Annotated in this window: 22 protein-coding genes, 1 tRNA gene and 1 other annotated feature; of the genes, 19 read left to right on the forward strand and 4 right to left on the reverse strand. The window is 33.5% G+C overall.

Annotated elements, in window-relative coordinates; all coding sequences use genetic code 11:
* Positions 1-31 precede the first annotated feature (31 nt).
* Positions 32-577, forward strand: coding sequence for an NADH peroxidase (locus ACYUJ6_RS01155; protein ID WP_461844072.1), 546 nt, complete (start codon positions 32-34; stop codon positions 575-577).
* A gap of 77 nt (positions 578-654) precedes the next feature.
* Here ACYUJ6_RS01155 and ACYUJ6_RS01160 read toward each other — a convergent pair whose 3' ends face one another.
* Positions 655-2,001 (reverse strand): Ig-like domain-containing protein, encoded by a 1,347-nt coding sequence (locus ACYUJ6_RS01160; RefSeq protein ID WP_461844073.1) that lies wholly within the window; start codon positions 1,999-2,001, stop codon positions 655-657.
* A gap of 333 nt (positions 2,002-2,334) precedes the next feature.
* Here ACYUJ6_RS01160 and ACYUJ6_RS01165 point away from each other — a divergent pair, with 333 nt between their 5' ends.
* Positions 2,335-3,162: a YihY/virulence factor BrkB family protein gene (locus tag ACYUJ6_RS01165; RefSeq protein WP_461844074.1), complete on the forward strand. Its 828-nt coding sequence runs from the start codon at positions 2,335-2,337 to the stop codon at positions 3,160-3,162.
* A gap of 48 nt (positions 3,163-3,210) precedes the next feature.
* On the opposite strand, the gene ACYUJ6_RS01170 is transcribed toward ACYUJ6_RS01165, so the two are convergent.
* Positions 3,211-4,614, reverse strand: a complete 1,404-nt coding sequence (locus ACYUJ6_RS01170; RefSeq protein ID WP_461844075.1) for an FAD-dependent oxidoreductase — start codon at positions 4,612-4,614, stop codon at positions 3,211-3,213.
* A 212-nt stretch (positions 4,615-4,826) separates the two neighbouring features.
* Positions 4,827-5,069, forward strand: a binding site (T-box leader).
* Positions 5,070-5,151: 82 nt separating this feature from the next.
* Here ACYUJ6_RS01170 and cysK point away from each other — a divergent pair.
* From cysK to nth, 5 genes are all read left to right on the forward strand, one after another.
* Positions 5,152-6,063 (forward strand): cysteine synthase A, encoded by a 912-nt coding sequence (gene cysK, locus ACYUJ6_RS01175; protein ID WP_461844076.1) that lies wholly within the window; start codon positions 5,152-5,154, stop codon positions 6,061-6,063.
* Between the two features lie 118 nt (positions 6,064-6,181).
* Positions 6,182-6,778: a serine O-acetyltransferase EpsC gene (gene epsC, locus ACYUJ6_RS01180; protein ID WP_461844077.1), complete on the forward strand. Its 597-nt coding sequence runs from the start codon at positions 6,182-6,184 to the stop codon at positions 6,776-6,778.
* Positions 6,779-6,803: 25 nt separating this feature from the next.
* Positions 6,804-7,778 (forward strand): tRNA epoxyqueuosine(34) reductase QueG, encoded by a 975-nt coding sequence (queG, locus tag ACYUJ6_RS01185; protein WP_461844078.1) that lies wholly within the window; start codon positions 6,804-6,806, stop codon positions 7,776-7,778.
* A 60-nt stretch (positions 7,779-7,838) separates the two neighbouring features.
* Complete coding sequence (locus ACYUJ6_RS01190) at positions 7,839-8,543, forward strand: lysophospholipid acyltransferase family protein (protein WP_461844079.1); 705 nt, start codon at positions 7,839-7,841, stop codon at positions 8,541-8,543.
* Between the two features lie 12 nt (positions 8,544-8,555).
* Positions 8,556-9,227: an endonuclease III gene (gene nth, locus ACYUJ6_RS01195; RefSeq protein WP_461844080.1), complete on the forward strand. Its 672-nt coding sequence runs from the start codon at positions 8,556-8,558 to the stop codon at positions 9,225-9,227.
* 86 nt (positions 9,228-9,313) lie between these two features.
* Here nth and ACYUJ6_RS01200 read toward each other — a convergent pair whose 3' ends face one another.
* The gene (locus ACYUJ6_RS01200) at positions 9,314-10,552 is read right to left on the reverse strand and encodes a competence/damage-inducible protein A (RefSeq protein ID WP_461844081.1); all 1,239 of its coding nucleotides are present in this window, start codon (positions 10,550-10,552) and stop codon (positions 9,314-9,316) included.
* 175 nt (positions 10,553-10,727) lie between these two features.
* Here ACYUJ6_RS01200 and ACYUJ6_RS01205 point away from each other — a divergent pair, with 175 nt between their 5' ends.
* The 3 genes from ACYUJ6_RS01205 to ACYUJ6_RS01215 all read left to right on the forward strand — a co-directional run bounded on the left by ACYUJ6_RS01205 (position 10,728) and on the right by ACYUJ6_RS01215 (position 13,334).
* Entirely contained in the window at positions 10,728-11,885 is a 1,158-nt protein-coding gene (locus ACYUJ6_RS01205) for a VanW family protein (protein WP_461844082.1), read from the forward strand.
* 61 nt (positions 11,886-11,946) lie between these two features.
* Positions 11,947-12,033, forward strand: a tRNA-Leu gene (locus tag ACYUJ6_RS01210).
* Positions 12,034-12,449: 416 nt separating this feature from the next.
* On the forward strand, positions 12,450-13,334 hold the full coding sequence (locus ACYUJ6_RS01215; RefSeq protein ID WP_461844083.1) for a DMT family transporter: 885 nt from the start codon (positions 12,450-12,452) through the stop codon (positions 13,332-13,334).
* An 18-nt stretch (positions 13,335-13,352) separates the two neighbouring features.
* On the opposite strand, the gene ACYUJ6_RS01220 is transcribed toward ACYUJ6_RS01215, so the two are convergent.
* Complete coding sequence (locus ACYUJ6_RS01220; RefSeq protein ID WP_461845405.1) at positions 13,353-13,934, reverse strand: hypothetical protein; 582 nt, start codon at positions 13,932-13,934, stop codon at positions 13,353-13,355.
* Between the two features lie 177 nt (positions 13,935-14,111).
* Here ACYUJ6_RS01220 and ACYUJ6_RS01225 point away from each other — a divergent pair, with 177 nt between their 5' ends.
* The 9 genes from ACYUJ6_RS01225 (at position 14,112) to gpmI (ending at position 23,940) form a co-directional block, all read left to right on the forward strand.
* Positions 14,112-14,849 carry an N-acetylmuramoyl-L-alanine amidase family protein gene (locus tag ACYUJ6_RS01225; RefSeq protein WP_461844084.1) on the forward strand — a complete coding sequence of 246 codons (738 nt, stop codon included), beginning with the start codon at positions 14,112-14,114 and terminating at the stop codon, positions 14,847-14,849.
* A gap of 359 nt (positions 14,850-15,208) precedes the next feature.
* The gene (trmL, locus tag ACYUJ6_RS01230) at positions 15,209-15,676 is read left to right on the forward strand and encodes a tRNA (uridine(34)/cytosine(34)/5-carboxymethylaminomethyluridine(34)-2'-O)-methyltransferase TrmL (protein ID WP_461844085.1); all 468 of its coding nucleotides are present in this window, start codon (positions 15,209-15,211) and stop codon (positions 15,674-15,676) included.
* 19 nt (positions 15,677-15,695) lie between these two features.
* The gene (locus ACYUJ6_RS01235; protein ID WP_461844086.1) at positions 15,696-16,535 is read left to right on the forward strand and encodes a DegV family protein; all 840 of its coding nucleotides are present in this window, start codon (positions 15,696-15,698) and stop codon (positions 16,533-16,535) included.
* Between the two features lie 200 nt (positions 16,536-16,735).
* Positions 16,736-18,097 carry an RNA polymerase factor sigma-54 gene (rpoN, locus tag ACYUJ6_RS01240; RefSeq protein ID WP_461845406.1) on the forward strand — a complete coding sequence of 454 codons (1,362 nt, stop codon included), beginning with the start codon at positions 16,736-16,738 and terminating at the stop codon, positions 18,095-18,097.
* A gap of 130 nt (positions 18,098-18,227) precedes the next feature.
* On the forward strand, positions 18,228-19,253 hold the full coding sequence (locus ACYUJ6_RS01245) for a sugar-binding transcriptional regulator (protein WP_461844087.1): 1,026 nt from the start codon (positions 18,228-18,230) through the stop codon (positions 19,251-19,253).
* Positions 19,254-19,305: 52 nt separating this feature from the next.
* Entirely contained in the window at positions 19,306-20,313 is a 1,008-nt protein-coding gene (gap, locus tag ACYUJ6_RS01250) for a type I glyceraldehyde-3-phosphate dehydrogenase (protein ID WP_461844088.1), read from the forward strand.
* A 108-nt stretch (positions 20,314-20,421) separates the two neighbouring features.
* Complete coding sequence (locus tag ACYUJ6_RS01255; RefSeq protein WP_461844089.1) at positions 20,422-21,618, forward strand: phosphoglycerate kinase; 1,197 nt, start codon at positions 20,422-20,424, stop codon at positions 21,616-21,618.
* A gap of 21 nt (positions 21,619-21,639) precedes the next feature.
* Entirely contained in the window at positions 21,640-22,386 is a 747-nt protein-coding gene (tpiA, locus tag ACYUJ6_RS01260; RefSeq protein WP_461844090.1) for a triose-phosphate isomerase, read from the forward strand.
* A gap of 21 nt (positions 22,387-22,407) precedes the next feature.
* Positions 22,408-23,940: a 2,3-bisphosphoglycerate-independent phosphoglycerate mutase gene (gene gpmI / locus ACYUJ6_RS01265; RefSeq protein WP_461844091.1), complete on the forward strand. Its 1,533-nt coding sequence runs from the start codon at positions 22,408-22,410 to the stop codon at positions 23,938-23,940.
* Positions 23,941-23,982: the final 42 nt, after the last annotated feature.

The following is a 23,982-nucleotide window of genomic DNA, read 5'->3' on the forward strand; positions in this document are numbered from 1 at the left end:
TTACATAAAATGAATTTAGGAGGAATTTTATATGAAAAAGTTTGTTTGTTCAGTATGTGGATATGTTTATGAAGGAGAAAAGGCACCTGAAAAATGTCCTGTATGTGGTGCTCCATCAGATAAATTTGTAGAAAAATCAGAGGACTCGGATAATTGGGCGGATGAGCATAAAATAGGTGTTGCAAAGGGAGTAGATCCCGAAGTACTAGAAGGATTAAGAGCTAATTTTACTGGAGAATGTTCTGAGGTAGGAATGTATCTTGCTATGAGTCGTCAGGCTGACAGAGAGGGATATCCAGAAGTTGCGGAAGCATACAAGAGAATAGCTTTTGAGGAAGCAGAACATGCATCTAAATTTGCTGAATTATTGGGAGAAGTTGTGGTGCCGGATACAAAGAAAAACCTTCAGATGAGAATAGATGCGGAAGCAGGAGCATGTAAAGGTAAAAAAGATCTGGCAACTCTGGCTAAAAAATTAAATTATGATGCAATTCACGATACAGTACATGAGATGTGCAAGGATGAAGCAAGACATGGATGTGCATTTCAAGGATTGTTAAACAGATATTTCAAATAAACGCAATTAACGATTGATATTGTTCCCCATAAAAAAGGATCTGTATACATGTACAGATTCTTTTTTTATGAGTTTATTTAAGCTAAATACATAAAATAGGACAATTTATCTTTTGTTGAAGTTTCAAAATCTATATTTCTTATATGGTATGCATTGCCTCCATAGTCATAACCCTGATTGTCACATATGTATGCATAGTCAAAGCTGGAGGGGTCCGCCCATTTCATAAAGGTATATGTGTGAGTAGGACCATTTCCGTAACTTGTGGTAAAACATATATCGCCGGGCAGAAGCAGAGATAAATCATAGCCGATTTTCCAGCCCATGCTTTCCAGTACAGATGTAAGGGTGAGAGTATTTGCCACATAGGCTGGAACATCAAGTCCGGCTCTTCTAAGGGCTTCACTGGCAAAATATACACAATTGTTGCTGGTATCCCCATCATGAAGCTCTATAGCTCTTTCCAAAACTGACTGCCTGTTGTCATAATTCATAAGATAATTATAGAGGCTTGTACCTATTGATGACTGAGTCCTATAATCATTTGAAATGGACTGCACAGGTACAAATGGGTTTACAGTTACTTGTAAAGTTACTGTTTTACTGTAGCCTTCTACTGTGCCTTTAAAAACATAGTTTCCCGGTATACTTGTCATATTTGAGGGTTCATCCTTATCCCAGGACACATCTACGGAGCTTGTGGAATTGTCCGACATTTTCGCAGGTAATTTTGCAGGCAAACTGTAATCATCTTCTTGATCTATAGTCGTATTTATATCGTCAATGGATACTATAGAGGGGACTGTTCTAAATTTTACCACAGTAGGATTTCTGAGTTTCCTGTTATATAAGGATACTATATCTTCTCCTATAGTCAGAGTGTAGTCGGAATCATAGTCATAATTAACTGTAGGTGTTACAACAACGGATTTATTGTTATCTGCTGAAGACAAGGCTATGGGAATTTCCTTATTGTTTTTATCAACTACTTTTATTTTATCTTTTAAAGAGGCTATATCCACTGGCTCATTAAATTCTATTTTCCAGCTTTTATTAATGGGAGTAGCGGATTTAATTATAGTATTGTAAGTTGTATTTTGACTAGTACTTGCATCATATGTATCATTTTCATTAGATAAACTTTGTGCAGAGGCTGAATCAACATTAGATACAGTATTTTCATCCGCGGATTTTTTCTCTGATGAATTCTGCACAGAGCTTAAATTAGCTGCAGATGAGGTATTTTCACTGCTGTTATCTGTGGAATTGGAAGAAGTATTAGGTAAATTAGTTGTACTGGTGATGGTAGATTTTGCAGAAGACTTGTCCAAATTATCTGATGCCAGTACCGTAGTGTAATGAAATCCTTGAACAAGCATATAAATTCCACAAAATAATAGAAATCTTTTTATGAAGTTTTTCAATTGCATTCCTTCCTTCTATTTTTATTTATGTGAGAGTTTTATTTTATACAAAACTCCTCGACAATAAGTTTAATTCTTTTAAGACATAAGTTCAATAGTGTTATTAATATTATAATTTAACATTTAAATGGATAAATTATAATATTAATAAAAATACAGCATACTATTTATAATATCAAGCGATTTTAGATTCAGGTGAAGAGTTTATCAGGGGGTACAGTATTTGATTATCCATTGATTTACAAGGCCTTGGGTGCTAGCAATAACAGCTATGGGATAAAAATTAAATTGTTATTAAGTAAAAGGTTGGTAAATGAGAAAGGAGAGATGTAGTTGACAAAAAAAAATGCAGATAAGCTAAAAGAGTTTATTATTAGATTTATGGAAGATGATGTTCTAGCACTTGCTTCTCAACTTGCTTATAGTTTGATATTTTCTTTCTTCCCCTTTTTAATTTTTATTATAAGTTTTATAGGATACAGCGATGTAAACAGCAGTGATATATTAACTGTACTAGGCTATATATTGCCTAAAAATATATTGGAATTAATAGAGAGCACTGTGGTTAGAATTACAACTACCAAAAATACCCAGATGGTATATCTAAGTTTGATTTTTACAATATGGGCTTCTTCCAGTGGGTTTCACGCAGTGATAAAGGCACTTAATAAAGCATATAATCAGAAAGAACACAGGACTTTATTTAAGATATATGCTGTATCAATATTATGTACTTTGGGAATAACGGTGATAATGGTAATTACTATATTATTTTTGGTATTTGGAGGAATGCTTGGAGGTATGTTGGCCTCTAATTTGGGATTTTCCCAGGAATTTAACTTTATATGGGATATATTAAGATATGTGATTATGTTTGTTTCCACTGTATTTATCTTTGCAGCTGTATATATTTATACTCCCAGTGTGAAGCTTACATGGAAAGAAATAATTCCAGGAGCGGTTTTTTCTGCAGCAGGTATTGTAGTAGTATCTATAGGGTTTGCATTTTATGTAAATAATTTTGCAAATTATTCTATAATCTATGGAAGTATAGGAGCTGCAATAGTTCTTTTGACCTGGCTTTTTATTTTATCTGTCATAACTATTTTAGGAGGAGAGGTTAACGCAGTTTTATTTAGATATGAAGAGAAAGTAAACTGACTGTATGCAGCATATAAAAGCCAGTCTACTTACCTTCAAGTTATCAAACTAAAGAAGAAAATTCTCTTTTATCATGTCCTGCATGGTTTTTCCACCTTGTATTGCCAGCATGATTTTTCCTGATTTTTTTGTGTTTCCCATTAATATTCCACCTACCAATTTGTTGTTTTCAAAGAACAATTTTTGGTAGTTATTATTTGAAGGATCTTTTAAAGACAGAATTTGAGAATCAGGTGAAATTGTACCACAGGAAAACAAGTTTGTGTTCATAGAAGTAAATATCGAAGAAGATATAAAGTCTGTAAAATGTATTTCATCGCCTGAGGCATTGGCCCCGGCAACTTTACCCATCTGCTCTGAAGCAGGCCAGTTTCCATAAACTCTTCCTCTATACTGGCAGATGTCTCCGCAGGCATATATATCTTTTATAGAGGTTTCCATTTTATCTGTTACTATTATTCCCTTATCCGTTTTTATACCTGTATTTTCAACTAATTGTTTATTAGGACGTACGCCTACGGAAAATAAGACCATATGGGTTTTTATAATTTTTCCGCTTTTTAATCGTACACCGGATACTTTTTCTTCTCCCAATATTTCTTCTACGGAGTCTCCTAATATTACCTGTACACCTGATTTATCAACAGCTTCTTTAAAAAGCAGGGCGCCTTCGGAGTCCAATTGACGTGGCAGCAGTCTGTCTGAAAATTCTACTACTGTAACATCCAAACCAAAGTTCTTAATTGACCATGCAGCTTCAAGCCCCAACAGTCCTCCACCAATTATTACTGCATTTTTAGACTTAGACATGTAGTTTTTTATATTTTTTGCATCCCACAGGTATTTTAGAGAAAATACTCCTTTTTTATCTCTGCCCTTTATTGGAATTATAAAATTGGAGCTTCCGTTTGCAAGTATAAGTTTATCATATGAAAATTCTTGTCCATTTTCTCCAATTATTTTTTTTGAACTTGTATCTATATTTTTTACAGTGCAGTTTAAAATAAGTTTTATATTATTGTTTTTATACCAATTTTTATCAGAAAGATAGAAATCCTTATCAGGTACAGGTTTTAAAAGATAATCTGAAAGTTCAGGTCTATAATAAGTAATAGTGTTTTCAGAAGAAATAATAGATATACTGCAGCTCTTATTTCTCTTTCTTATGGAATCAGCGGCATGGTACCCTGCAGCACCATTTCCAATTATTATAAAGTCCTCATCTTTATCTGCACTAAAATCTCCAGGACTTTTTTCAGATACTTCTACAAATTGACTGGCATCGGCACCGCATACTGGACAAACCTCCGGTGGTTCATTTCCTTCAAATATTACTCCACAAACAAGACACTTCCATTTTTTTATAGATTTAAAGTTTTCATCTTTAACCTTTTTATTTGAGTCCTCATTAATCTTTCCTTCATGACTTTGTTGAAGTTTATAATTTGACATTAAATCCTCCCCTAGATATATTTGTTTTAATTATTAATAAATAATTGTTATTTATATTATTATATTATATATGGAAAGTAAAATCAACTGAATAGGCTGAACATTTCATGTGCAATAAATTTTGTAATTATTTTATTAAATAAATTAAAAATAATATTGACAAAAGTTCTTCTAGTTGTATAATATATAATATAAATCATAGTAAATTACTCAGAAATACTTTGAAAAAGAAAAGTAACTTAAATAAAAGTTATACAGAGAAAAAACTATAGGCTGAAAAGTTTTTTAATGGAGTTTAAGTGAAGTGCTCTTTGGAGTTATGTACCGAATCAGTAGTAGGTTACATCGGGATCACCCGTTATAGTGATAGAACATAGCGCTGTGTTTGATTAAGAGTGGAATCCTCAATGGATTCAAAGAGAGTGGGACCACGGAGTATAAGCTTCGTCTCTATATTAAAATGTAGAGAGGGAGTTTTTTTGACGTCAAAATAAAATTATTTGAAGTTGTTGAAATAAATTATTGGGAGGAAAAATAATGATATTTAATAATGCCATAGATATGATAGGAAATACACCTTTATTTAAATTGGATAATTTTAAGGATGCAAATTCAGCTGATATATATATTAAACTTGAAAAATATAATCCGGGAGGAAGCATTAAGGATAGAGCTGCTCTTGGAATGATTGAAAGAGCAGAAAGAGAAAATCTTATAGAGGCGGGAGGAACAATAGTTGAGCCTACTAGTGGAAATACAGGTATAGCTCTTGCCATGATAGGAAAATTAAAAGGATATAAAGTCATAATCGTCATGCCGGAGACCATGAGTGTAGAGAGAAGAAATATGATAAAGGCCTATGGAGCTGAATTGGTTCTTACAGATGGAACCAAGGGAATGAAAGGTGCTATAGAAAAAGCTTATGAAATTGTCAAGGGTAAAAAAGGATACTATATACCACAGCAATTTGTAAATGAAGCAAATCCTCAAAAACATTATGCCACTACAGCTGAAGAAATATTAAAGGACTTAAATGATGTTGATGCATTTATAGCGGGCGTTGGTACTGGTGGAACATTAATAGGAGTGGGAGAAAATTTAAAAAAGCACAATAAGAATACGAAAGTAATCGCAGTGGAGCCTGCAGCTTCACCGGTTTTATCAGGTGGCCAGACAGGACCTCATAAAATACAGGGAATAGGTGCAGGATTTGTACCGGATATATATAAATCAGAACTTGTGGATGAGATTATCACTATAGCAGATGAAGAAGCATTTAAATATGCTAGATTGATGGGAAAAGAAGAAGGAATATTAGTGGGAATATCTTCAGGAGCTAATATATCCGCAGCTATACAGGTAGCTAAGAAGTTGGGAAAGGGCAAGAAAGTAGTTACAGTAGCACCTGATGGAGGAGAGAAGTATCTTTCCATGGGATTGTATGATTAATTTGCAGCAGATTTTGATATTTTAGATAACTTTTCACAGGGATGTGTATTTCCCTGTGAGAAGATATTTACACTTAAATAAAAAATTGAAATAAAAGTTTAAAAAGGGTGATATAATAATGAAAAATCCATTTAGATTATTATCTTATGATATTAAAAATGCCATGAAAAATGATCCGGCTGCTAGAAATCCAGTAGAAGTGTTTTTGGTATATCCATTTATACACGCCTTGATACACTATAGAATATCTCATTTTTTCTATAAAAGAAAATGTTTTTTTATTGCCAGATTAATATCGCAGATATCCAGAATGCTGACTGGTATAGAAATTCATCCAGGAGCTAAAATAGGCAAGGGATTGTTTATTGATCATGGAATGGGGGTCGTAATAGGAGAAACTGCCGAAGTAGGTGACAATGTAACGTTGTACCATGGAGTAACCCTGGGGGGAACTGGGAAGGATACAGGCAAGAGACATCCTACTATCGGAAATAATGTATTGATAGGAAGCGGTGCTAAGATATTGGGACCAATAGTTGTAGGAAATAATGTTAAAATAGGTGCCAATGCCGTAGTTCTGAAGGATGTACCTTCCGATTGTACTGCAGTTGGAATCCCTGTAAGGATTATATATAATAGAAAGAGCGCAGATGTTATAGAAATAAAAGATTATGCAGGACAAAGAAAAAAGATATATAATGAAATGGTAATATAAGATTTTTGTAAGAGTAGGTGAAACATTGGATTACAAGGAGAAAATATTAGATTATTGCCATAAAATCGGATTGGATACTGTAGGATTTACCAGATGCAGAATATATACTGAGCTTAAAGGCTGCCTTTGTTATAGAAAAGAAAATTTATTGGAAAATGAATTTGAAGAAATTGATATTAAAAAGAGGATTAATTATTATGAATATATGGATGGGGGAAAGACAATAATATCTATTGCCTTTCCCTATTTGTTTAAAAAGGATGATGGGCGGAAGGACGTAAAATTTTCAATGTATACCAGGGGAAAAGATTATCATAAGGTGGTAAAAAATTATTTGAAAAGGGTATGTGGTTTTATAGAAGGTCTGGGGGGAAAAGCCAGATATTTTGTAGATAGTAATTTCCTGCCTGAAAGATATATAGCTTTTCAATGCGGGATAGGATTTATAGGAAAAAATAATATGCTTATTACAGATAAGTATGGCTCCTATGTGTTTTTGGGAGAAATAATAACTGATATAGAAATGAAAAGTGATATGCCTATGAAAAGTAAATGTGGCAGCTGCAGATTGTGTGAAATTGCATGCCCCACAGGGGCTCTTATCGGATCCAAGAATTCCAACAGGTGTATGTCCTATATTACTCAAAAAAAGGATATAGACAGCAAATGGTTTACAAAATTTCAAGGAAGACTATTTGGGTGTGATACATGCCAGAAAGCCTGTCCACACAACAGTGATGCTGCTTATTCCAGCATAAAAGATTTTAAGCCCTTTGATTTTATGGAAAATGTAGATTTGAATGAAATTGTAAATATAGACAAGAAGATGTTTATAGAAAGGTACAGTAATACTTCCTGTGGATGGAGAGGTAAAAATATCATCCAGAGAAATGGTATAATAAATGCACTTATTTTAGGCAGGGATGTTAATGTAAAAAATATAAGGTCTGCTTATGTAAAAAATTATTATGATAGACTTTTGCATATTTTAAAATTATAATTTATATAATGGTATTATTTTAAAATTATATGTTATATAAAATGAAAGGTGGCTTTATTTATGATTTCTCCATGGATGGCTAGGCTAATTGGATGTTTACCCCAAGGATTAGTCAGGTACATTTCAAAAAAGGTATTGATAGGTTACTTAAATAAGTATGCAAGTATAGAGGTTAAGGGTATGGAACATTTGGATGGAGTTGAAAGACCCGTTATATTTATATGTAATCATTTAAGTAATTCAGATGCGCTGGTGCTTGGACATATATTTAAGAAGGAAGATTTAACCTTTGTATCAGGTAGAAAGTTAAATGACAATTGTCTTACTAAATTGGGAATGAGCATGACGAAGACCATAGGCATAATGCCGAACTCAGCAGATAAAGGTGCCATTTCCAATATAGTCAGAACACTGAAATCAGGTGAAAGCATACTCATATTTCCTGAAGGCACCAGGAGCAGAACAGCTACTATGAATAAAGGCAAGAGAGGGGTAGTACTTATACAGAAATTATCCAGAGCCAAGGTGATTCCCGTAGGTATATACGGCACTGAAAAACTTCTGCCCATAAATAATAAAGATATGGCTTTGGAAAGTTTTCATTCTGCCAAGGTGGTGGTGAATATAGGAAGGGAACTGCAGGTACCCAGAAAAAATAAAGGGGAAGAAAAACATGAATACGATAATAGGGTAATTGATTTTTACATGTATGAAATTGCAAAGCTTTTACCTGAAAAATATAGAGGAGTTTATAAATTACAATGAAGGTGACAAGTATTGGATAAACAAGATGTAGATAAAATATTAAAAATATTAAGTGAAACATACCCTGAGGCAAAATGTGCTTTGAGTTTTAATTCACCTTATGAATTATTAGTATCCACCATGCTTTCAGCCCAATGTACAGATGTGAGGGTAAATAAGGTTACAAGTGAATTGTATAAGGAATTTAATACTCCTGAAAAAATGGTTTCATTGACGGAGGAGGAACTGGGGGAGAAAATAAAAAGCTGTGGATTTTTTAGAAATAAGAGCAAACATATATTGGAAACAAGTAGAGAAATTATAGAAAATTATCAAGGACATGTTCCAGATACCATGAAGGAATTAATTAAGCTGCCTGGAGTAGGAAGGAAAACTGCAGATGTAGTTTTATCCAATGCTTTTGGAGTACCGGCTATTGCAGTGGATACCCATGTATTCAGAGTATCTAACAGGTTGGGAATAGCAAGGGGAAATACACCTCATAAAGTTGAGATGGAGCTTATGAAAAATATACCTAGAGATATGTGGAGTGATTCCCATCATTATTTAATATGGCATGGAAGGCGCATATGTAAATCCAGAAAACCTGACTGCGAGCATTGTCCTGTAGCTCCTTATTGTGAATATTTCAATCATCCTGAAGAACAGGAAAAAAAGACAGAAACCAAAAATAAAAAAAACTAAATATAACCTGAGCTTATTTAGGGTATAATGCTATATCAAGTGTTATACCCTTTTGTAAATAAGTTTTAAATCTAGATTTCACATATCTATATATTTATGATTTCTCTTCGTATCCAGTCAAGGGCACTCATTGCAGCTCTTCTTCTTATGGCAGCTCTGCTTCCAAAGTACTGGAACTTTTTAACCTGAGTTTTACCCTTGATATAAAGCCCCATATACACTAGACCTACAGGCTTTTCTGGGCTGCCTCCATCGGGACCGGCAATTCCGGTAGTAGATATACCTATGTCTGTATTAGATGTCTTGGCTATACCTTCAGCCATCTCTCTTGCAGTTTCATAACTTACAGCACCGTATTTATCCAGGGTACTTTTTTTAACTCCAAGTCTATTGATTTTAGCTTCATTGCTGTAGGTAACAGCACCTTCTTTAAGTACTGCAGATATACCCGGGTAGTTTATAAGTTTTGCAGCCACTAATCCACCAGTACAGGATTCCGCTGAAGATATGGTATAGTTTTTATCTATAAGCATTTTACCCAGTACTTCTTCCATCTTTATATCGTCTTCACCATAGATATTTACTCCAAATTTTTTCCTGAGCTCAATTTCCACAGGTTTTATAAGATCCAGGGCCTCATTTTCTGTAGAAGCTTCTGCCGTAATTCTAAGTATTGTGTCTTCTTCTTTAGCATAAGGAGCCACAGTGGGGTTGGTATTATTGTTTATAATATCTGACGCCATTTCTGCCATGATACCTTCACCTATTCCGCAAATTCTCAGTACCTTGGATTTTATTATTCCACTGCTGTATTTTCTCAAAAGAGGTATTACATAATTGGCAAACATGGGTGCAGCTTCTTTTGGAGGGCCTGGAAGTATTATCAGGATTTTGCCCTCTTCCTCCATAGCACATCCAGGAGCGGTACCATGAGGATTGGGAAATATGGTAGAATCCTTAGGAAAATAGGCCTGCTTTATATTGTTCCCCTTTGAGTAGGATCTGCCCATCTTATTGAAATGATCCTTTAGATCCTCCAATGAGCTTTTATCTAAAATCAATTCCCTATTGAAAAATTCAGCTCCGGTTTCTTTAGTTAGATCATCTGGAGTAGGTCCAAGACCTCCTGTTGTAATTATAATGTCTGATCTTTTAAAACCATTTTCTAATTCATCTAAAAGTCTTTTGGGATTATCCCCAACTACAGACTGGTGATATACTTCTATACCCAGATCCGCCAGCCCTTTGGAAATAAATTGGGCATTGGTATTAACTATATCTCCGAGTAAAATCTCTGTTCCTACGCATAGTATTTCAGCTTTCATGTATTTTTACCTCCGTATTTAGTTATTTGCAGTACCATTAGATATTTATATAATTTTATGATACCATAAAACTGCATTTATTTTAAAAACAATATAATAAATTAATAATTTTTTACATACAAAAAATCATTACACTATAGTATAATAACTATGTGAAAGTAAAGAGGTGATGAAAATGGCTCAAAAAAGGCAGTCAAAAAAATCAAAGAAAGTTTTAAAAAACAAATTGATAGTATCAGCTATATGTGTTTTAGCTATTTTTATAAGTATAAGCTGCGGATTTATAGTATATCATTATAATGATATAAAATACTGGAATGACTTGGTTTACCCTAAGGTTTTTGTAAATAATGTGGACCTCTCGGGAAAAACCAAAGCAGAGGCCGAGAGCATAATAAAAAAGCAGTATTCCGATAAAATACAGCAGAAGAAGATTTATGTAATTGTGGGAGATAAAAAATACGAGCTGCCATATTCAAAATTAAGCCCGGGGTACAATATAGATGAAGTGGTAAGTGAAGCTTATTCCTATGGAAAAGATGACAATATATTAAAAAAATACAGTCTGCTGAAAGAACCTAAGGTTGTAAACTATAAATTAAAATTTTCTTATAATGTAAAGCCGGTAAAAGCTTTGGCAGATGAAATTGAAAATGAAGTCAACTCAGATCCTGTGAATGCATCTTTGAGGATGGGGAGCATTGGTTTTGAGGTAACACCGCAGCAGGATGGTATTAAGCTTAAAAAAGAGGATTTGGAAAAAGAATTATCTTCTAAGATAGATGGAAGTATAGGTCAGAATTTAAGTGTAAAAGCAAAGTTAGAAACTATTCCAGCTTCAATAAAGCAAGATGAACTTAAAACTGTAGATACATTGATATCAAGTTTTAGTACAAACTATGGTTCCATATCTTCTTCTGAAAGAGCAAATAACATAGCACTTGCTACTAAAAGTATAAATGGGTGCGTAATAATGTCAGGGGGTACTTTTAGCTTTAATGGGGTTGTAGGACAGAGGACTGCGGCTAAAGGTTATGAAGCGGCTCCGGTTATTATTGGCGACAAGGTGGAATCAGGGCTGGGTGGAGGAATATGTCAGGTGTCCACAACTTTATATAATGCCGTATATAAAGCAGGGCTTACCTCTACGGAAAGAGTACATCACACTCTTCCTGTGCATTATGTGGGAGAAGGAATGGATGCTACAGTAGATTATGGGAACATAGATTACAAATTCAGAAATGACTTTAAATACCCTGTATATATAGAAGGATATACTTCTGGGGGAAATGTAGTGTTCAATTTGTATTCAAATTCTGCTGTGGCAAAATAAAAAAATGTAATTATATATTAACTTATTTAAAAAAGTGTGATATAATAATTAAGTAATTTGTGCGGATATGGCGGAACTGGCAGACGCGCTAGATTCAGGTTCTAGTGAAAGAAATTTCATGCAGGTTCAAGTCCTGTTATCCGCACCAATTTAATTGGCAATACAATGTGCGGCTTTTTAAGTCAGTATTTATAAGAGTTGAGGGAGTTTTGAATGAAAAATTCAAAACTCCTATTTTTTATGTATTAAATTAAATTCAAGGCTGGTAACCTGGTGAGTAGCCTGCTCTTTGCTTAATCCAATATATGCGGAAGCTGTGAGTGGAATCAGCAATCCACCAGGACAGCAGGGGTCCTCGTATATATAAAGTACTATGGACAAAGGGTGTATAATATTTTATATATCATAATAATGAGGGGGTAAATAAAGTGTATTATTTTAACTTATTTGAGAATGATCAACCAGCTGCTCATCTTTAAACCGAGATGAGGATTAACAGTTAAATCAATATGCCTCGTCTTGGATATTATTTTACATAAAATAATGAGATAGAGGTATTTAATAATGAAAAAAAGATTGATTGGTTCCATATATTTATTTTTAGCAGCTGCTATATGGGGAGGAATGTATGTAGTCAGCAAGTATATACTGCAATTTGTACCACCTGTCACTTTAGTATGGCTTAGATATGTTATTGCATTTACAGTATTGTTTATAACACTTATGTTTATTCAATATAAAAAGGGATCTAAAGTGGTTATGAAAAAGAAGGACTGGCTCCTCATAGCATGGATAGGGTTTATAGGCTATTTTATTTCCATATGTCTGCAGTTTATAGGCACAAAGTTGTCCGATGCCCATATGGGCTCTTTGATCACAGCGTCAACACCTGTTTTTGTAATTTTATTTGCCAGATTTATTTTAGGTGAACTATTTACCAGAAAAAAAATTATTTCACTTGTACTTGCCACAGCAGGAGTTATTATAGTCATTGGATTGGATGCCATGTTTATGAAACATATTTTAGGCAATATAGTTCTTGTTGGAGCTGCAGTTACCTGGGCCCTATTGTCTGTTTATGTGAAACTTGCATCCAAACGATTGGATTCTCTGAGTATAACTACTTATGCCACATTGTTTGCATTGATATTTACTACACCATTTATGATGGCACAACATAATAATTTTTCATTGATTTTGGGTAATAGACAGATTATGCTGGGCTTGATTTACCTTGGAATTGTAGCTACTGCCGGTGCATTTTTTTTGTGGAATAAGGGAATTGAAGTTATGGATGCTGGAATTGGTTCTCTATTTTTATTTTTTCAGCCTGTTACAGGTTCAATCTTAGGGTGGATTTGTCTTGGAGAAAAACTTACTTCCAGCTTTTTTATAGGTGGAATGTTTATAGTTATTGCAGTGTGCATAGCTGCTAAAGAAGATAATTAAAGTTAATAAAAAATGCTATTACATAGTTTTCTGATGTAATAGCATTTTATCTATAATATCATGTATCTGTTCCCAATTGAAAACTCTTGTTATATTTTCGTCTAATTCCATCTGATTGTAGTTTGTATTCATTAAAAGTACTTTGAATCCACTTTGAGACAGCTGTAGAGAATTTTCATAACTGTCTTCTATAAAGATATCACAACTTAATTTTTTGGCCATATCCACTTTATAAGTAGTACCTAACACAAAAACATTGTCATAGGGAATGCAGTTCTTTTTCAAATAGTGGTGAGTTAAAATTTCCAGATCCTTGTCTCTGGCAGTTACAAAATAAATATTGTGCTCCTCTATGAGTTCTTGAATTACTCTTTTTGCATCTTTACGTATATGCTCTTCTTTGCCGTGAAGCCTGAATTTGTTTTTATTGTAAAAGTCTATATACTCACTTTTGGGTATGCCCATGGCTTTACTGATATCATATTGTGTTATTTCATCAACAGTCAGATTTTTATTAAAGTAGGTATTTGCACTATTCAGCCAAAAATATGGATCTGTAATTGTTCCATCAATGTCAATGCATATATTCAGTGTTTTCATCATTTATCACCTCTATATATTATATTAATATATAATTATTAAGCATATATTAAAGTTAAGTTAAATATCCATTTATTTTGAAGAGAAAACAAAGTAAATACTTTATAGAAGGCTAAGGAAATAAATGGTATAATAATTATATTATGGTAATAAAGTACTGAGGAGGATGGTGATATTATGAGAATTAATGGCAGAAAAAATTTTATGTTTCCATGCATTTTTTTTGTATTGCTAATGCTTATTTTCAGCAAGAGTATGAAAATATTAAATGTAAATAATTCAATCAATATGATGGCAGCTCCTATTGATAAAGAAATAGATGAACAAAATGTCTATAATAAACATGTTCCGCTTAAAAAGTATTATATAGTAATTGATCCTGGGCATGGAGGAATAGATAAAGGTACAAGTTATGGAAATATGTATGAAAAAAATTTAACTTTAAAAATAGCTAGATATGCTGCATCATATTTAAAAAATAAAGGGAGTGTTGTGTTCCTTACTCGAAATAAGGACAAGCTATTAGGCCTTGATGAAATAGGGGACAAAGCCAATTCTTCTTATGCAGATGTATTTGTCTCAATTCATGTGAATTCTTTAAATGATAAAGGTTTTGGTGGAATAACTACATTATATTATGATGTAAATGGATATCAGAAAGATGAAAGGATAAAGTTGGCCAGAGCAGTAGAAAAAGAATCTGTAAAAAGTGATAATTGGGAAAACAGGGGAATAAAAAGACAAAATTTAGCGGTACTTAGGTACAGCAAGATACCGGGAGTGTTAGTAGAATGCGGTTTTATAACTAATTCTCAGGATAGAATCAGGCTGTCAAATGAAGATGTGTTAAAGAGACTTGGACAAAATATTTCAAATGGAATAATTGATTATTTAAATGAAAATAATAAAAAATAGTGTTGCAGTTTTTTCACTGGCAAAAACAGTTAAAAATTATGAAGGCTAAGTCATATAATATAATTTAGTAATCTGCAATTCGTAATTTGAAGTTAAATAAAAGTTATTCAACGAAGTAATACAGCCTTAGGCCATTTTAAAAGCTGATATTTATACAAAGGCATTGAATATTTAATGTATAAATTGTATATTACGATTTGCAGTTAGTAATACCTCCTCTTTACTGTAACATTAATATGGAGTAATATATTTAATAGGACTTTTGTACTAGCAAGTCTAATTTTAAGATTACAGATCATTATTGAATTTTATTTTTACATATTTTATGTATTGATTATAAATCAGAGGAGGAAATAAAATTGAGCTTGAATATAGTGTTATTTGAACCTGAGATACCTCAGAACACAGGTAATATTGCAAGAACATGTGTACTTACAGGTTCCAGGCTTCATCTGATAAAACCATTGGGGTTTAGTTTGGATGAAAAACATTTGAGAAGAGCAGGGCTGGATTATTGGAAGTATTTGAACCTGAGTTTATATGATTCTTATGAAGAACTTAGAGAAAAGTATAAACAAGGCATTTTTTATTTTTCTACCACTCATGGTAAAAACTTTTATTATGATGCTGAATTTAAGGATGGAGATTTTATAGTATTTGGGAGAGAAACTTGCGGGCTGCCTGATGAAATAAGGGATAGCGATCCCGAGAGATGCATAAGAGTGCCTATGATAAAAACCAGTACTAGATCCTTAAACTTGTCTAATACTGTGGCAGTAGTTGCATATGAGGCTTTAAGACAATTAAACTTTCCAAATATGAAGTAAGGAAGGGGCTATATTAAAAATGGAAAAGATAAAGATAATTACAGACAGTACAGCGGATCTCCCTGAAGACATAATAAAAAGGTATGATATAGAGGTGCTGCCTCTTATTATTAACTTTGGTGAAAAGTCTTATAGAGATGGAATTGATATAAATATTCATACTCTTCTAGGTAAAATGGAGAAAAGTAATGTCTTTCCCATAACAGCTCAAGTAAATCCCCAGATATTTTTAGAATGTTATAATTCATATATAAAACAAGGGTATAAGATAGTTTCCATTCATCTTTCATCTAAAATGAGCGGAACATATCAATCTGCATGTATTGCTAAAGAAATGCTTGATACAGAAGATATAGCTGTAATTGACAGCTTAAATGTAACCTCTGGATTAGGACTTCAGGTTATTAAAGCTGCAAAATTGAAAGAAGCTGGATTTGGAATAAAAGAAATAGAAAGAGGAGTGGAAGAGGTTTCTTCCCATATTAGGAGTACTTTGTTTTTTAATAGTTTGGACAATCTTGTAAAGGGAGGACGTCTGCCTAAAGCATCAGGGGTTATAGGTAATATTTTAGGAATAAAGATAATAGTTGCAGTTGAAAATGGTGAGATGGCTGTGATTGACAAGGTAAGAGGAAGTAAAAGAGCACTTAGAAGTATGATTGAGTATATTGATAAAAAAGGGATTAAAAAGGGGGAAGCTGCAATACTGCTTCATGTTGGAGAAACAGATATATTAAATACATTGAGAGAAGATCTTAAATATAGGAAAATAGATTTTATAGAGTGTGAGGTGGGATGTACAGTTGGGGTACATTCGGGTACAGGAGCCTGCGGGGTATTTTTTGTGGAAAGTTACTAATAGGATTAATAGAGAAAATTTTTTGAACTGCAGTAAAAATAGGATTTAATACTAGAATAAAATTAATTTTATTCTAGTATTAAATCCTATTTTTATAGTACGTATTAAAAAACTCTCATTAATTTTATAACTTCATGATATAATAAAGATAATAAAGTCAATTTAATAATAATTGCGAATGGAGGTGGGTAAAGGTGAATATGGATTTTAGCCTTAATTTAACTCAAGAACAAAAATTGGTGATGACTCAGCAGATGCAATTATCTGTAAAATTGCTTCAAATGTCAAGTTTTGAGCTTCAAGAATATGTGGAAAAAGAAATTCAAGAAAATCCAGTGCTTGATGTTAAAGAATCCAATGTTAATGAAATAGAAAAAGATAAATTGGATTATAAGGAAATTATAAAAAATCTTGACTTTGATAATTACAGCCATCATGGTTATGAAAAAAATGATGATAATGAAGTATCACCATTTAATTTTATTTCTGAAAAAAAGTCTTTAAAAGAATATTTAAAAGATCAGATAAGGGATCTTGATGAAAATGAGTATGTAAAAGCAATATGTTTATATATTATAGAAAATATAGATGCTAAAGGATATTTGGTGCTGGAAAATAGAGAAATAGAAGAGGAACTTAAAATTTCAGAAGAACTTGCGGCACATTGTGTAAACGTAATCCAGGATCTGGAGCCTTATGGAATAGGTGCAAGAAACCTGGCAGAATGCTTAAAAATTCAAATAATACAAAAAGGAATAGATGATGAAAATATATTTATAATAATAGATAGATATCTAGAGATGATAGCAGAAAATAAATATAATATTATAGCAAAGGAATTAAATATAGATGTAAAGCAGGCTCAAGAATATGGTGATTTAATAAAGACTCTTGATCCAAAACCTTCTAGGGGATTTTACACAGGGGAAGATGTAAGATATATAACCCCGGATGCATATATAAAGAAAATTGATAATGAATATTATATAATTATGAATGATGATTTATCGCCAAGATTGACTATAAATGCAATGTACAAGGATATAATAAACAAAGAGAATGACAAAGATGCAGTGAGTTATGTAAAAGAAAAGTTAAATAGTGCATTGTTTTTAATAAAAAGTATACAACATAGAAAAAGTACTATATATAGAGTTCTTGAAAAGATATTGGAAATGCAAAGGGATTATTTTGATTATGGAGAAAACTATTTAAAACCCATGACTTTAAAAGAAATAGCAGACAGTATGCAGATGCATGAGTCTACTATAAGCAGGGCTATAAGGGATAAGTATATATACACAAGCAGAGGTACAATAAAAATAAAGGATTTATTTACTACAGGAATAGTGAGAGGCTTTAATGGGGAAAATGTATCGGCATTGATTATTAAGAATAATATTAAGAAAATGATAGATGAAGAAGATAGGAAAAAGCCATTATCGGATCAAAAGATATGTGATTTGATAAATGAACAGGGTATGAATATTTCCAGAAGAACTGTGGCAAAATACAGAGAAGAGATGGGTATAAAATCATCAAAAGGGAGAAAAAGATTTTAATTCTCCCTATATAGTTAAAAATAGTAATAAAAATTTTAAAATACTATTTAAAAAAATCCATATATGTTTTATAATATGAGTGGGACAATTAGTAGTGCAGTGGGACAAATAATGGCCAGGAGGTGCAAATTTGGAGAACATACTTAAATTTCAACAGAAAATAGTACCTGAATTAATAGGATTGTTGGAAAAAAGATATGATGTTTTAAGAACCATATATTATAATCAACCTGTTGGAAGAAGAGTATTGGCAAATGATTTAGGTATTGGTGAGAGGATAGTTAGGACAGAAATAAATTTCTTGAGAATTCAAGGATTTATTAAAATAAATACCCCTGGTATGACAGTGACAAAAGAAGGGGAAGAGATTATTAATGAACTTAAAGATTTTATACATGAATTAAGAGGATTGTCTGAAATTGAAAAGCTCATAAAAGATAATCTTGGGTTGAAGGATATTATAATCGTTCCAGGAGATTGTGATAAAGATAAAACTGTGATGAATGAAATAGGCAGAACCGCAGCAAATTACCTTAAAGATATATTAAGGGATAATAATATAATTGCACTTACAGGCGGTTCTACTATAAAGAAAGTAATTGATAATATTCCTGAGGTTTCTAATTTGAGGAATATATTGGTAGTGCCGGCTAGAGGAGGCATGGGAAGAAATATGGAAACTCAGGCCAATACCTTATCTGCCAGATTGGCAAATAAAGTTGGAGGTACTTATAAATTACTTCATGTGCCTGATAATTTAAGTGATCAGGTTGTAAAAACTATTATCAAGGAAAAGGATATAAAAGATATAGTAAAAAATATATACAATGCGGATGTACTTATATATGGTATAGGCAGGGCCTATAAAATGGCCAAGAGAAGAGGAATTCCGGAAGATAAAATAAATAAAATACAGTTGGAAGGTGCAGTGGGGGAAGCTTTTGGATATTATTTTGATAAACAGGGCAAAATAATATATTCAACCCCCAGCATAGGAATAAAGAATGAAGAAATAGGAAAAATCAAGACACTGATAGCCGTGGCAGGAGGAAGCAGTAAGGCAGAGGCAATATTGTCCACTGAGAGAAACAATCATAATAGTATTTTAATTACCGATGAGGGAGCTGCCAGGGAAATTATGAAATTTATCAACTAGCTGTTAATTTAATATTAAACATAAATATTTAATTATTTAGGAGGAATTATAAATGGTCAAAGTTGGGATTAATGGTTTCGGAAGAATAGGAAGAAATGTATTCAAGGCACTGGTCAAACATTATACAGGTGAACTGCAAATCGTAGGTATCAATGATTTAACCAATGCGAAGACATTGGCACATCTTTTAAAATATGATTCGTTATACGGAAAATTTGATGGAACTATAGAAGCAAAAGAAAACTCAATAGTTGTAAATGGAAATGAAATAAAGATATTTGCAGAAAGAGATCCTAAAAATATAGACTGGAATTCATTGGGTACTGAAATAGTTATAGAATCCACAGGATTGTTTACGGATGCTACAAAAGCCAAGGTACATCTTGGCGGAACAGTTAGAAAGGTTTTAATATCCGCTCCGGCTAAAAATGAAGATATAACCATAGTCATGGGAGTTAATGAGGGAAAATATGATGCCGATAAAGATAATATAATTTCAAATGCTTCCTGTACTACAAATTGTTTGGCACCATTTGCCAAGGTTTTGGATAGAGAGTTCAAGATAGTAAAAGGATTAATGACTACTGTTCATTCGTATACAGGAGATCAGAGATTGCTGGATGCTCCACACAAGGATATGAGAAGAGCAAGAGCAGCAGCAGAATCAATGATTCCAACAACTACAGGAGCAGCAAAGGCAGTTGCACTGGTACTGCCGCAATTAAAAGGAAAATTAAATGGATTTGCACTTAGGGTACCTACACCTACGGTATCATGTACGGATTTGGTGGCAGAGTTATCCAAAGACATTACAGTAGAAGAGGTAAATGCAGCATTTAAAAAGGCTGCTGAAACTGATATGAAGGGAATACTTGGCTATAGTGATGAACCATTGGTATCTGTAGACTATAGGGGAGATGAAAGATCTTCTATAGTAGATGGATTGTCAACTATGGTTATAGAGGGAAACATGGTAAAGGTTATTGCCTGGTATGATAATGAGTTTGGATATTCAAATAGACTGGCAGATTTGACTAAGTATGTAGCTGACAGATTATAATTATTATAGGGCCTGGTTTTGTAGTTTTGGCTATAAGGCCGGGCCTCTTTGCTATGTACTTAATGATGAATATATAGTAAAATTTTAGTAAAGGAGTTGAATGCAGACATGGTTTTTAATAAAAAGACAATTGAGGATATAGACGTGAAGGGAAAGAGAGTATTAGTAAGGTGTGATTTTAACGTTCCCTTGAAAAATGGTAAAATAACAGATGAGAATAGATTGACAGGGGCTCTTCCCACTATAAAATATCTTATACAAAATGATGCAAAGGTTATACTTTGTTCACATCTTGGAAAACCAAAGGGAGAGCCAAAACCGGAGATGTCACTGAGACCGGTTGCAGAAAGACTTTCAGAGATGTTAAAAAAAGAGGTTGTGTTTGCGGCAGATGATAATGTAGTTGGGGAAAACGCAAAAAATGCTGTTCAAAATATGAAAAATGGAAATGTAATACTATTACAAAATACACGATATAGAGTGGAAGAGACTAAAAATGAAGATAATTTTTCAAAGGAGCTGGCATCCCTTGCTGATATTTTTGTAAATGATGCGTTTGGAACGGCACATAGGGCACACTGCTCCACAGTAGGAGTTGCTAAATTTTTAAATACGGCTGTATGCGGTTATTTGATCCAAAAAGAACTTAAATTCTTGGGTAATGCAGTTGAAAATCCAACCAGGCCTTTTGCTGCCATATTAGGTGGTGCTAAGATTTCAGATAAAATAAATGTAATAAACAACTTGCTTGAAAAAGTAGATACATTGATAATAGGTGGAGGCATGAGTTATACTTTTTCTAAAGCCCAGGGATATACTATAGGGAATTCCCTTGTGGAAGAGGATAAAATAAAATATGCGGGAGAAATGATAGAGAAGGCAAAAGCTAAAAATGTAAGGCTGCTTTTACCTGTGGATAATATAGTGGCAGACAAGTTTAGTGAAGATGCAAAACCGTTTATAACAGAAGATGAGAATATAAAAGATGGGTATATGGGACTGGATATTGGACCGAAAACTTGTAAATTATATGAAGATGCCATAGCAGATGCCAAAACCATAGTTTGGAATGGACCTATGGGAGTGTTTGAATTTAAAAATTTTGCAAATGGAACTTTTGCTGTAGCTAAGGCCATGGCGGAATCCGGAGCTGCTACAATTATAGGCGGAGGAGACAGTGCAGCCGCAGTTAATCAATTGGGATTTGGAAACAAGATGACGCATATATCCACAGGGGGAGGAGCTTCTCTGGAATTTTTGGAAGGAAAAGAACTGCCAGGAATAGCAGCTTTAAATGATAAATAGAAATTAATGGAGGTAATTCGTATGAGAAAGCCAATAATAGCTGGAAATTGGAAGATGAATAAAACTGTAGATGAGGCGTTGAAATTAGTAGAGGAATTAAAGCCTCTTGTAGAAAATGCAGAATGTGATGTAGTGGTATGCCCTCCTTATGTTTGTTTAGATTCAGTAGTAAAGGCAGTAGAGGGGACAAATATAAAGGTTGGAGCACAAAACATGTATTATGAGGAAAGTGGAGCCTATACTGGTGAAGTAGCTCCTCAGATGCTTAAGTCCATTGGGATAGATTATGTTATAATTGGGCATAGTGAGAGAAGGCAATATTTTGCTGAGACGGATGAAGCTATTAATAAAAAAGTTAAAAAGGCTTTCGAACATGATATGATTCCAATAGTTTGTTGCGGGGAAACTCTCAGGGAGAGGGAAACCAATATAACAGAAGAAGTTTTGGGAAAGCAGATAAAATTGGATTTGGCAGGGCTTGAAAAAGAGCAGGCGGAAAAAGTGGTAGTTGCATATGAACCGGTGTGGGCAATAGGAACAGGGAAAACACCCACAAATGAACAGGCCAACGAGAATATAGCTTATGTAAGAAGCATAATTGAAAAGATGTATGGGCAAAATACAGCACAAAAAATCAGGATACAATATGGTGGTTCTGTAAAGCCTGCTACAATTAAAGCTCAGATGGAACAATCAGATATAGATGGAGCGTTAATTGGAGGAGCTAGTTTAAAAGCAGCGGATTTTGCAGCAATAGTAAATTACTAAGTTTTATATTTGGAGGTAAAAATGAAAAAGAATCCAGTAATGCTTATGATATTAGACGGTTTTGGAATTTCTGAAAAGAAAGAGGGAAATGCAGTCAAGGCAGCATATAAACCTAATTTTGACAAGTATTTCAGACAATATCCCCATACGGAGCTGGCAGCTAGTGGATTGAGTGTGGGATTGCCGGAAGGACAGATGGGTAATTCGGAAGTAGGCCATTTGAATATAGGAGCGGGAAGAATAGTATATCAGGATTTATCTAAAATTACAAAATCCATAGAAAATGGGGACTTTTTCGAGAATAAGGCTTTAAACAAGGCCATGCATAATGTAATTGCAAACAATTCGGATCTTCATCTTTTGGGACTTTTATCACCAGGAGGGGTACACTCTCATATGGAGCATTTAAAAGGACTGCTGCAGCTTGCCAAAAAAAGAGGCATTGGCAGTGTATATATTCATGCTTTTACAGATGGAAGGGATGTTCCGCCATCTTCAGCTGCTGTTTATATAAAGGATATAAATCAGTATATTGCAGAAATCGGCATAGGAAGGATAGCAACAGTATCAGGCAGATATTATGCCATGGACAGGGATAAAAGATGGGAAAGAGTACAGCTTGCATATAATGCACTGGTATACGGCAAGGGCAATAAGGCAGACAGCGCTTTGGAAGCTGTGGAAACTTCCTACGAAAATAACAAAACGGATGAATTTATAATTCCAACTGTAATTGAAACAAAGGGGGTTCCTGTGGCCACTATAAAAAATGGAGACTCTGTGATATTTTTCAACTTCAGGCCTGATAGGGCAAGACAGCTTACAAGGGCATTAAATGATGATAAATTTGAAGGCTTTAAGAGAGATAAGCTTAATTTGGAATTTGTAACCATGACTGAATATGATGCTACCATTAAAAATGTAGATGTAGCTTTTCAAAATGAATATTATAAAAATACCTTAGGGGAATATGTGAGTAACATGGGGAAAAATCAATTGAGGATAGCGGAGACTGAGAAATATGCACATGTGACTTTCTTTTTCAACGGTGGGATTGAAGTGCCTAATAAAAATGAGGATAGGGTTCTTATCCCCTCACCTAAAGTTGCCACTTATGATTTAAAACCTGAAATGAGTGCCAGAGAGGTTACCGATAAGCTTCTAGATAGACTGGACATGGATAAATATGATATGATAATATTGAATTTTGCAAATCCTGATATGGTAGGGCATACAGGAATCTTTGAAGCAGCTAAAATTGCAATAGAAGTGGTGGATGAATGTCTGGGCAGAATTGTAAATAAAGTATTGGAAAAAGACGGAACAGTATTTATAACTGCAGATCATGGAAATTGCGAAGAAATGATAGATTATTCTACACAAAAACCTATGACGGCTCATACTACAAATAAAGTACCATTTTTATATATATCAAAAAGTGCTGAAAAGTTAAAAAAAAGCGGCATATTAGCAGATATCGCCCCTACAATGCTTGAAGTTATGGGGCTTGCGAAACCTGAAGAAATGACTGGCAGAAGTCTCATTCTAAAATGATAAGTTTAAAAAGCTTCTAGGTATACTATAGAAAAATAAAAA

Source organism: Clostridium sp. JNZ X4-2, from assembly GCF_054889485.1.

Coding starts and splice junctions, on each gene's coding strand:
- ACYUJ6_RS01155 (WP_461844072.1), top strand. CDS start 32: ATGAAAAAGTTTGTTTGTTCAGTATGTGGATATGTTTATGAAGGAGAA.
- ACYUJ6_RS01170 (WP_461844075.1), bottom strand. CDS start 4,614: ATGTCAAATTATAAACTTCAACAAAGTCATGAAGGAAAGATTAATGAG.
- cysK (WP_461844076.1), top strand. CDS start 5,152: ATGATATTTAATAATGCCATAGATATGATAGGAAATACACCTTTATTT.
- epsC (WP_461844077.1), top strand. CDS start 6,182: ATGAAAAATCCATTTAGATTATTATCTTATGATATTAAAAATGCCATG.
- ACYUJ6_RS01190 (WP_461844079.1), top strand. CDS start 7,839: ATGATTTCTCCATGGATGGCTAGGCTAATTGGATGTTTACCCCAAGGA.
- ACYUJ6_RS01200 (WP_461844081.1), bottom strand. CDS start 10,552: ATGAAAGCTGAAATACTATGCGTAGGAACAGAGATTTTACTCGGAGAT.
- ACYUJ6_RS01205 (WP_461844082.1), top strand. CDS start 10,728: ATGGCTCAAAAAAGGCAGTCAAAAAAATCAAAGAAAGTTTTAAAAAAC.
- ACYUJ6_RS01215 (WP_461844083.1), top strand. CDS start 12,450: ATGAAAAAAAGATTGATTGGTTCCATATATTTATTTTTAGCAGCTGCT.
- ACYUJ6_RS01220 (WP_461845405.1), bottom strand. CDS start 13,934: ATGAAAACACTGAATATATGCATTGACATTGATGGAACAATTACAGAT.
- ACYUJ6_RS01225 (WP_461844084.1), top strand. CDS start 14,112: ATGAGAATTAATGGCAGAAAAAATTTTATGTTTCCATGCATTTTTTTT.
- ACYUJ6_RS01235 (WP_461844086.1), top strand. CDS start 15,696: ATGGAAAAGATAAAGATAATTACAGACAGTACAGCGGATCTCCCTGAA.
- rpoN (WP_461845406.1), top strand. CDS start 16,736: ATGGATTTTAGCCTTAATTTAACTCAAGAACAAAAATTGGTGATGACT.
- gap (WP_461844088.1), top strand. CDS start 19,306: ATGGTCAAAGTTGGGATTAATGGTTTCGGAAGAATAGGAAGAAATGTA.
- ACYUJ6_RS01255 (WP_461844089.1), top strand. CDS start 20,422: ATGGTTTTTAATAAAAAGACAATTGAGGATATAGACGTGAAGGGAAAG.
- tpiA (WP_461844090.1), top strand. CDS start 21,640: ATGAGAAAGCCAATAATAGCTGGAAATTGGAAGATGAATAAAACTGTA.
- gpmI (WP_461844091.1), top strand. CDS start 22,408: ATGAAAAAGAATCCAGTAATGCTTATGATATTAGACGGTTTTGGAATT.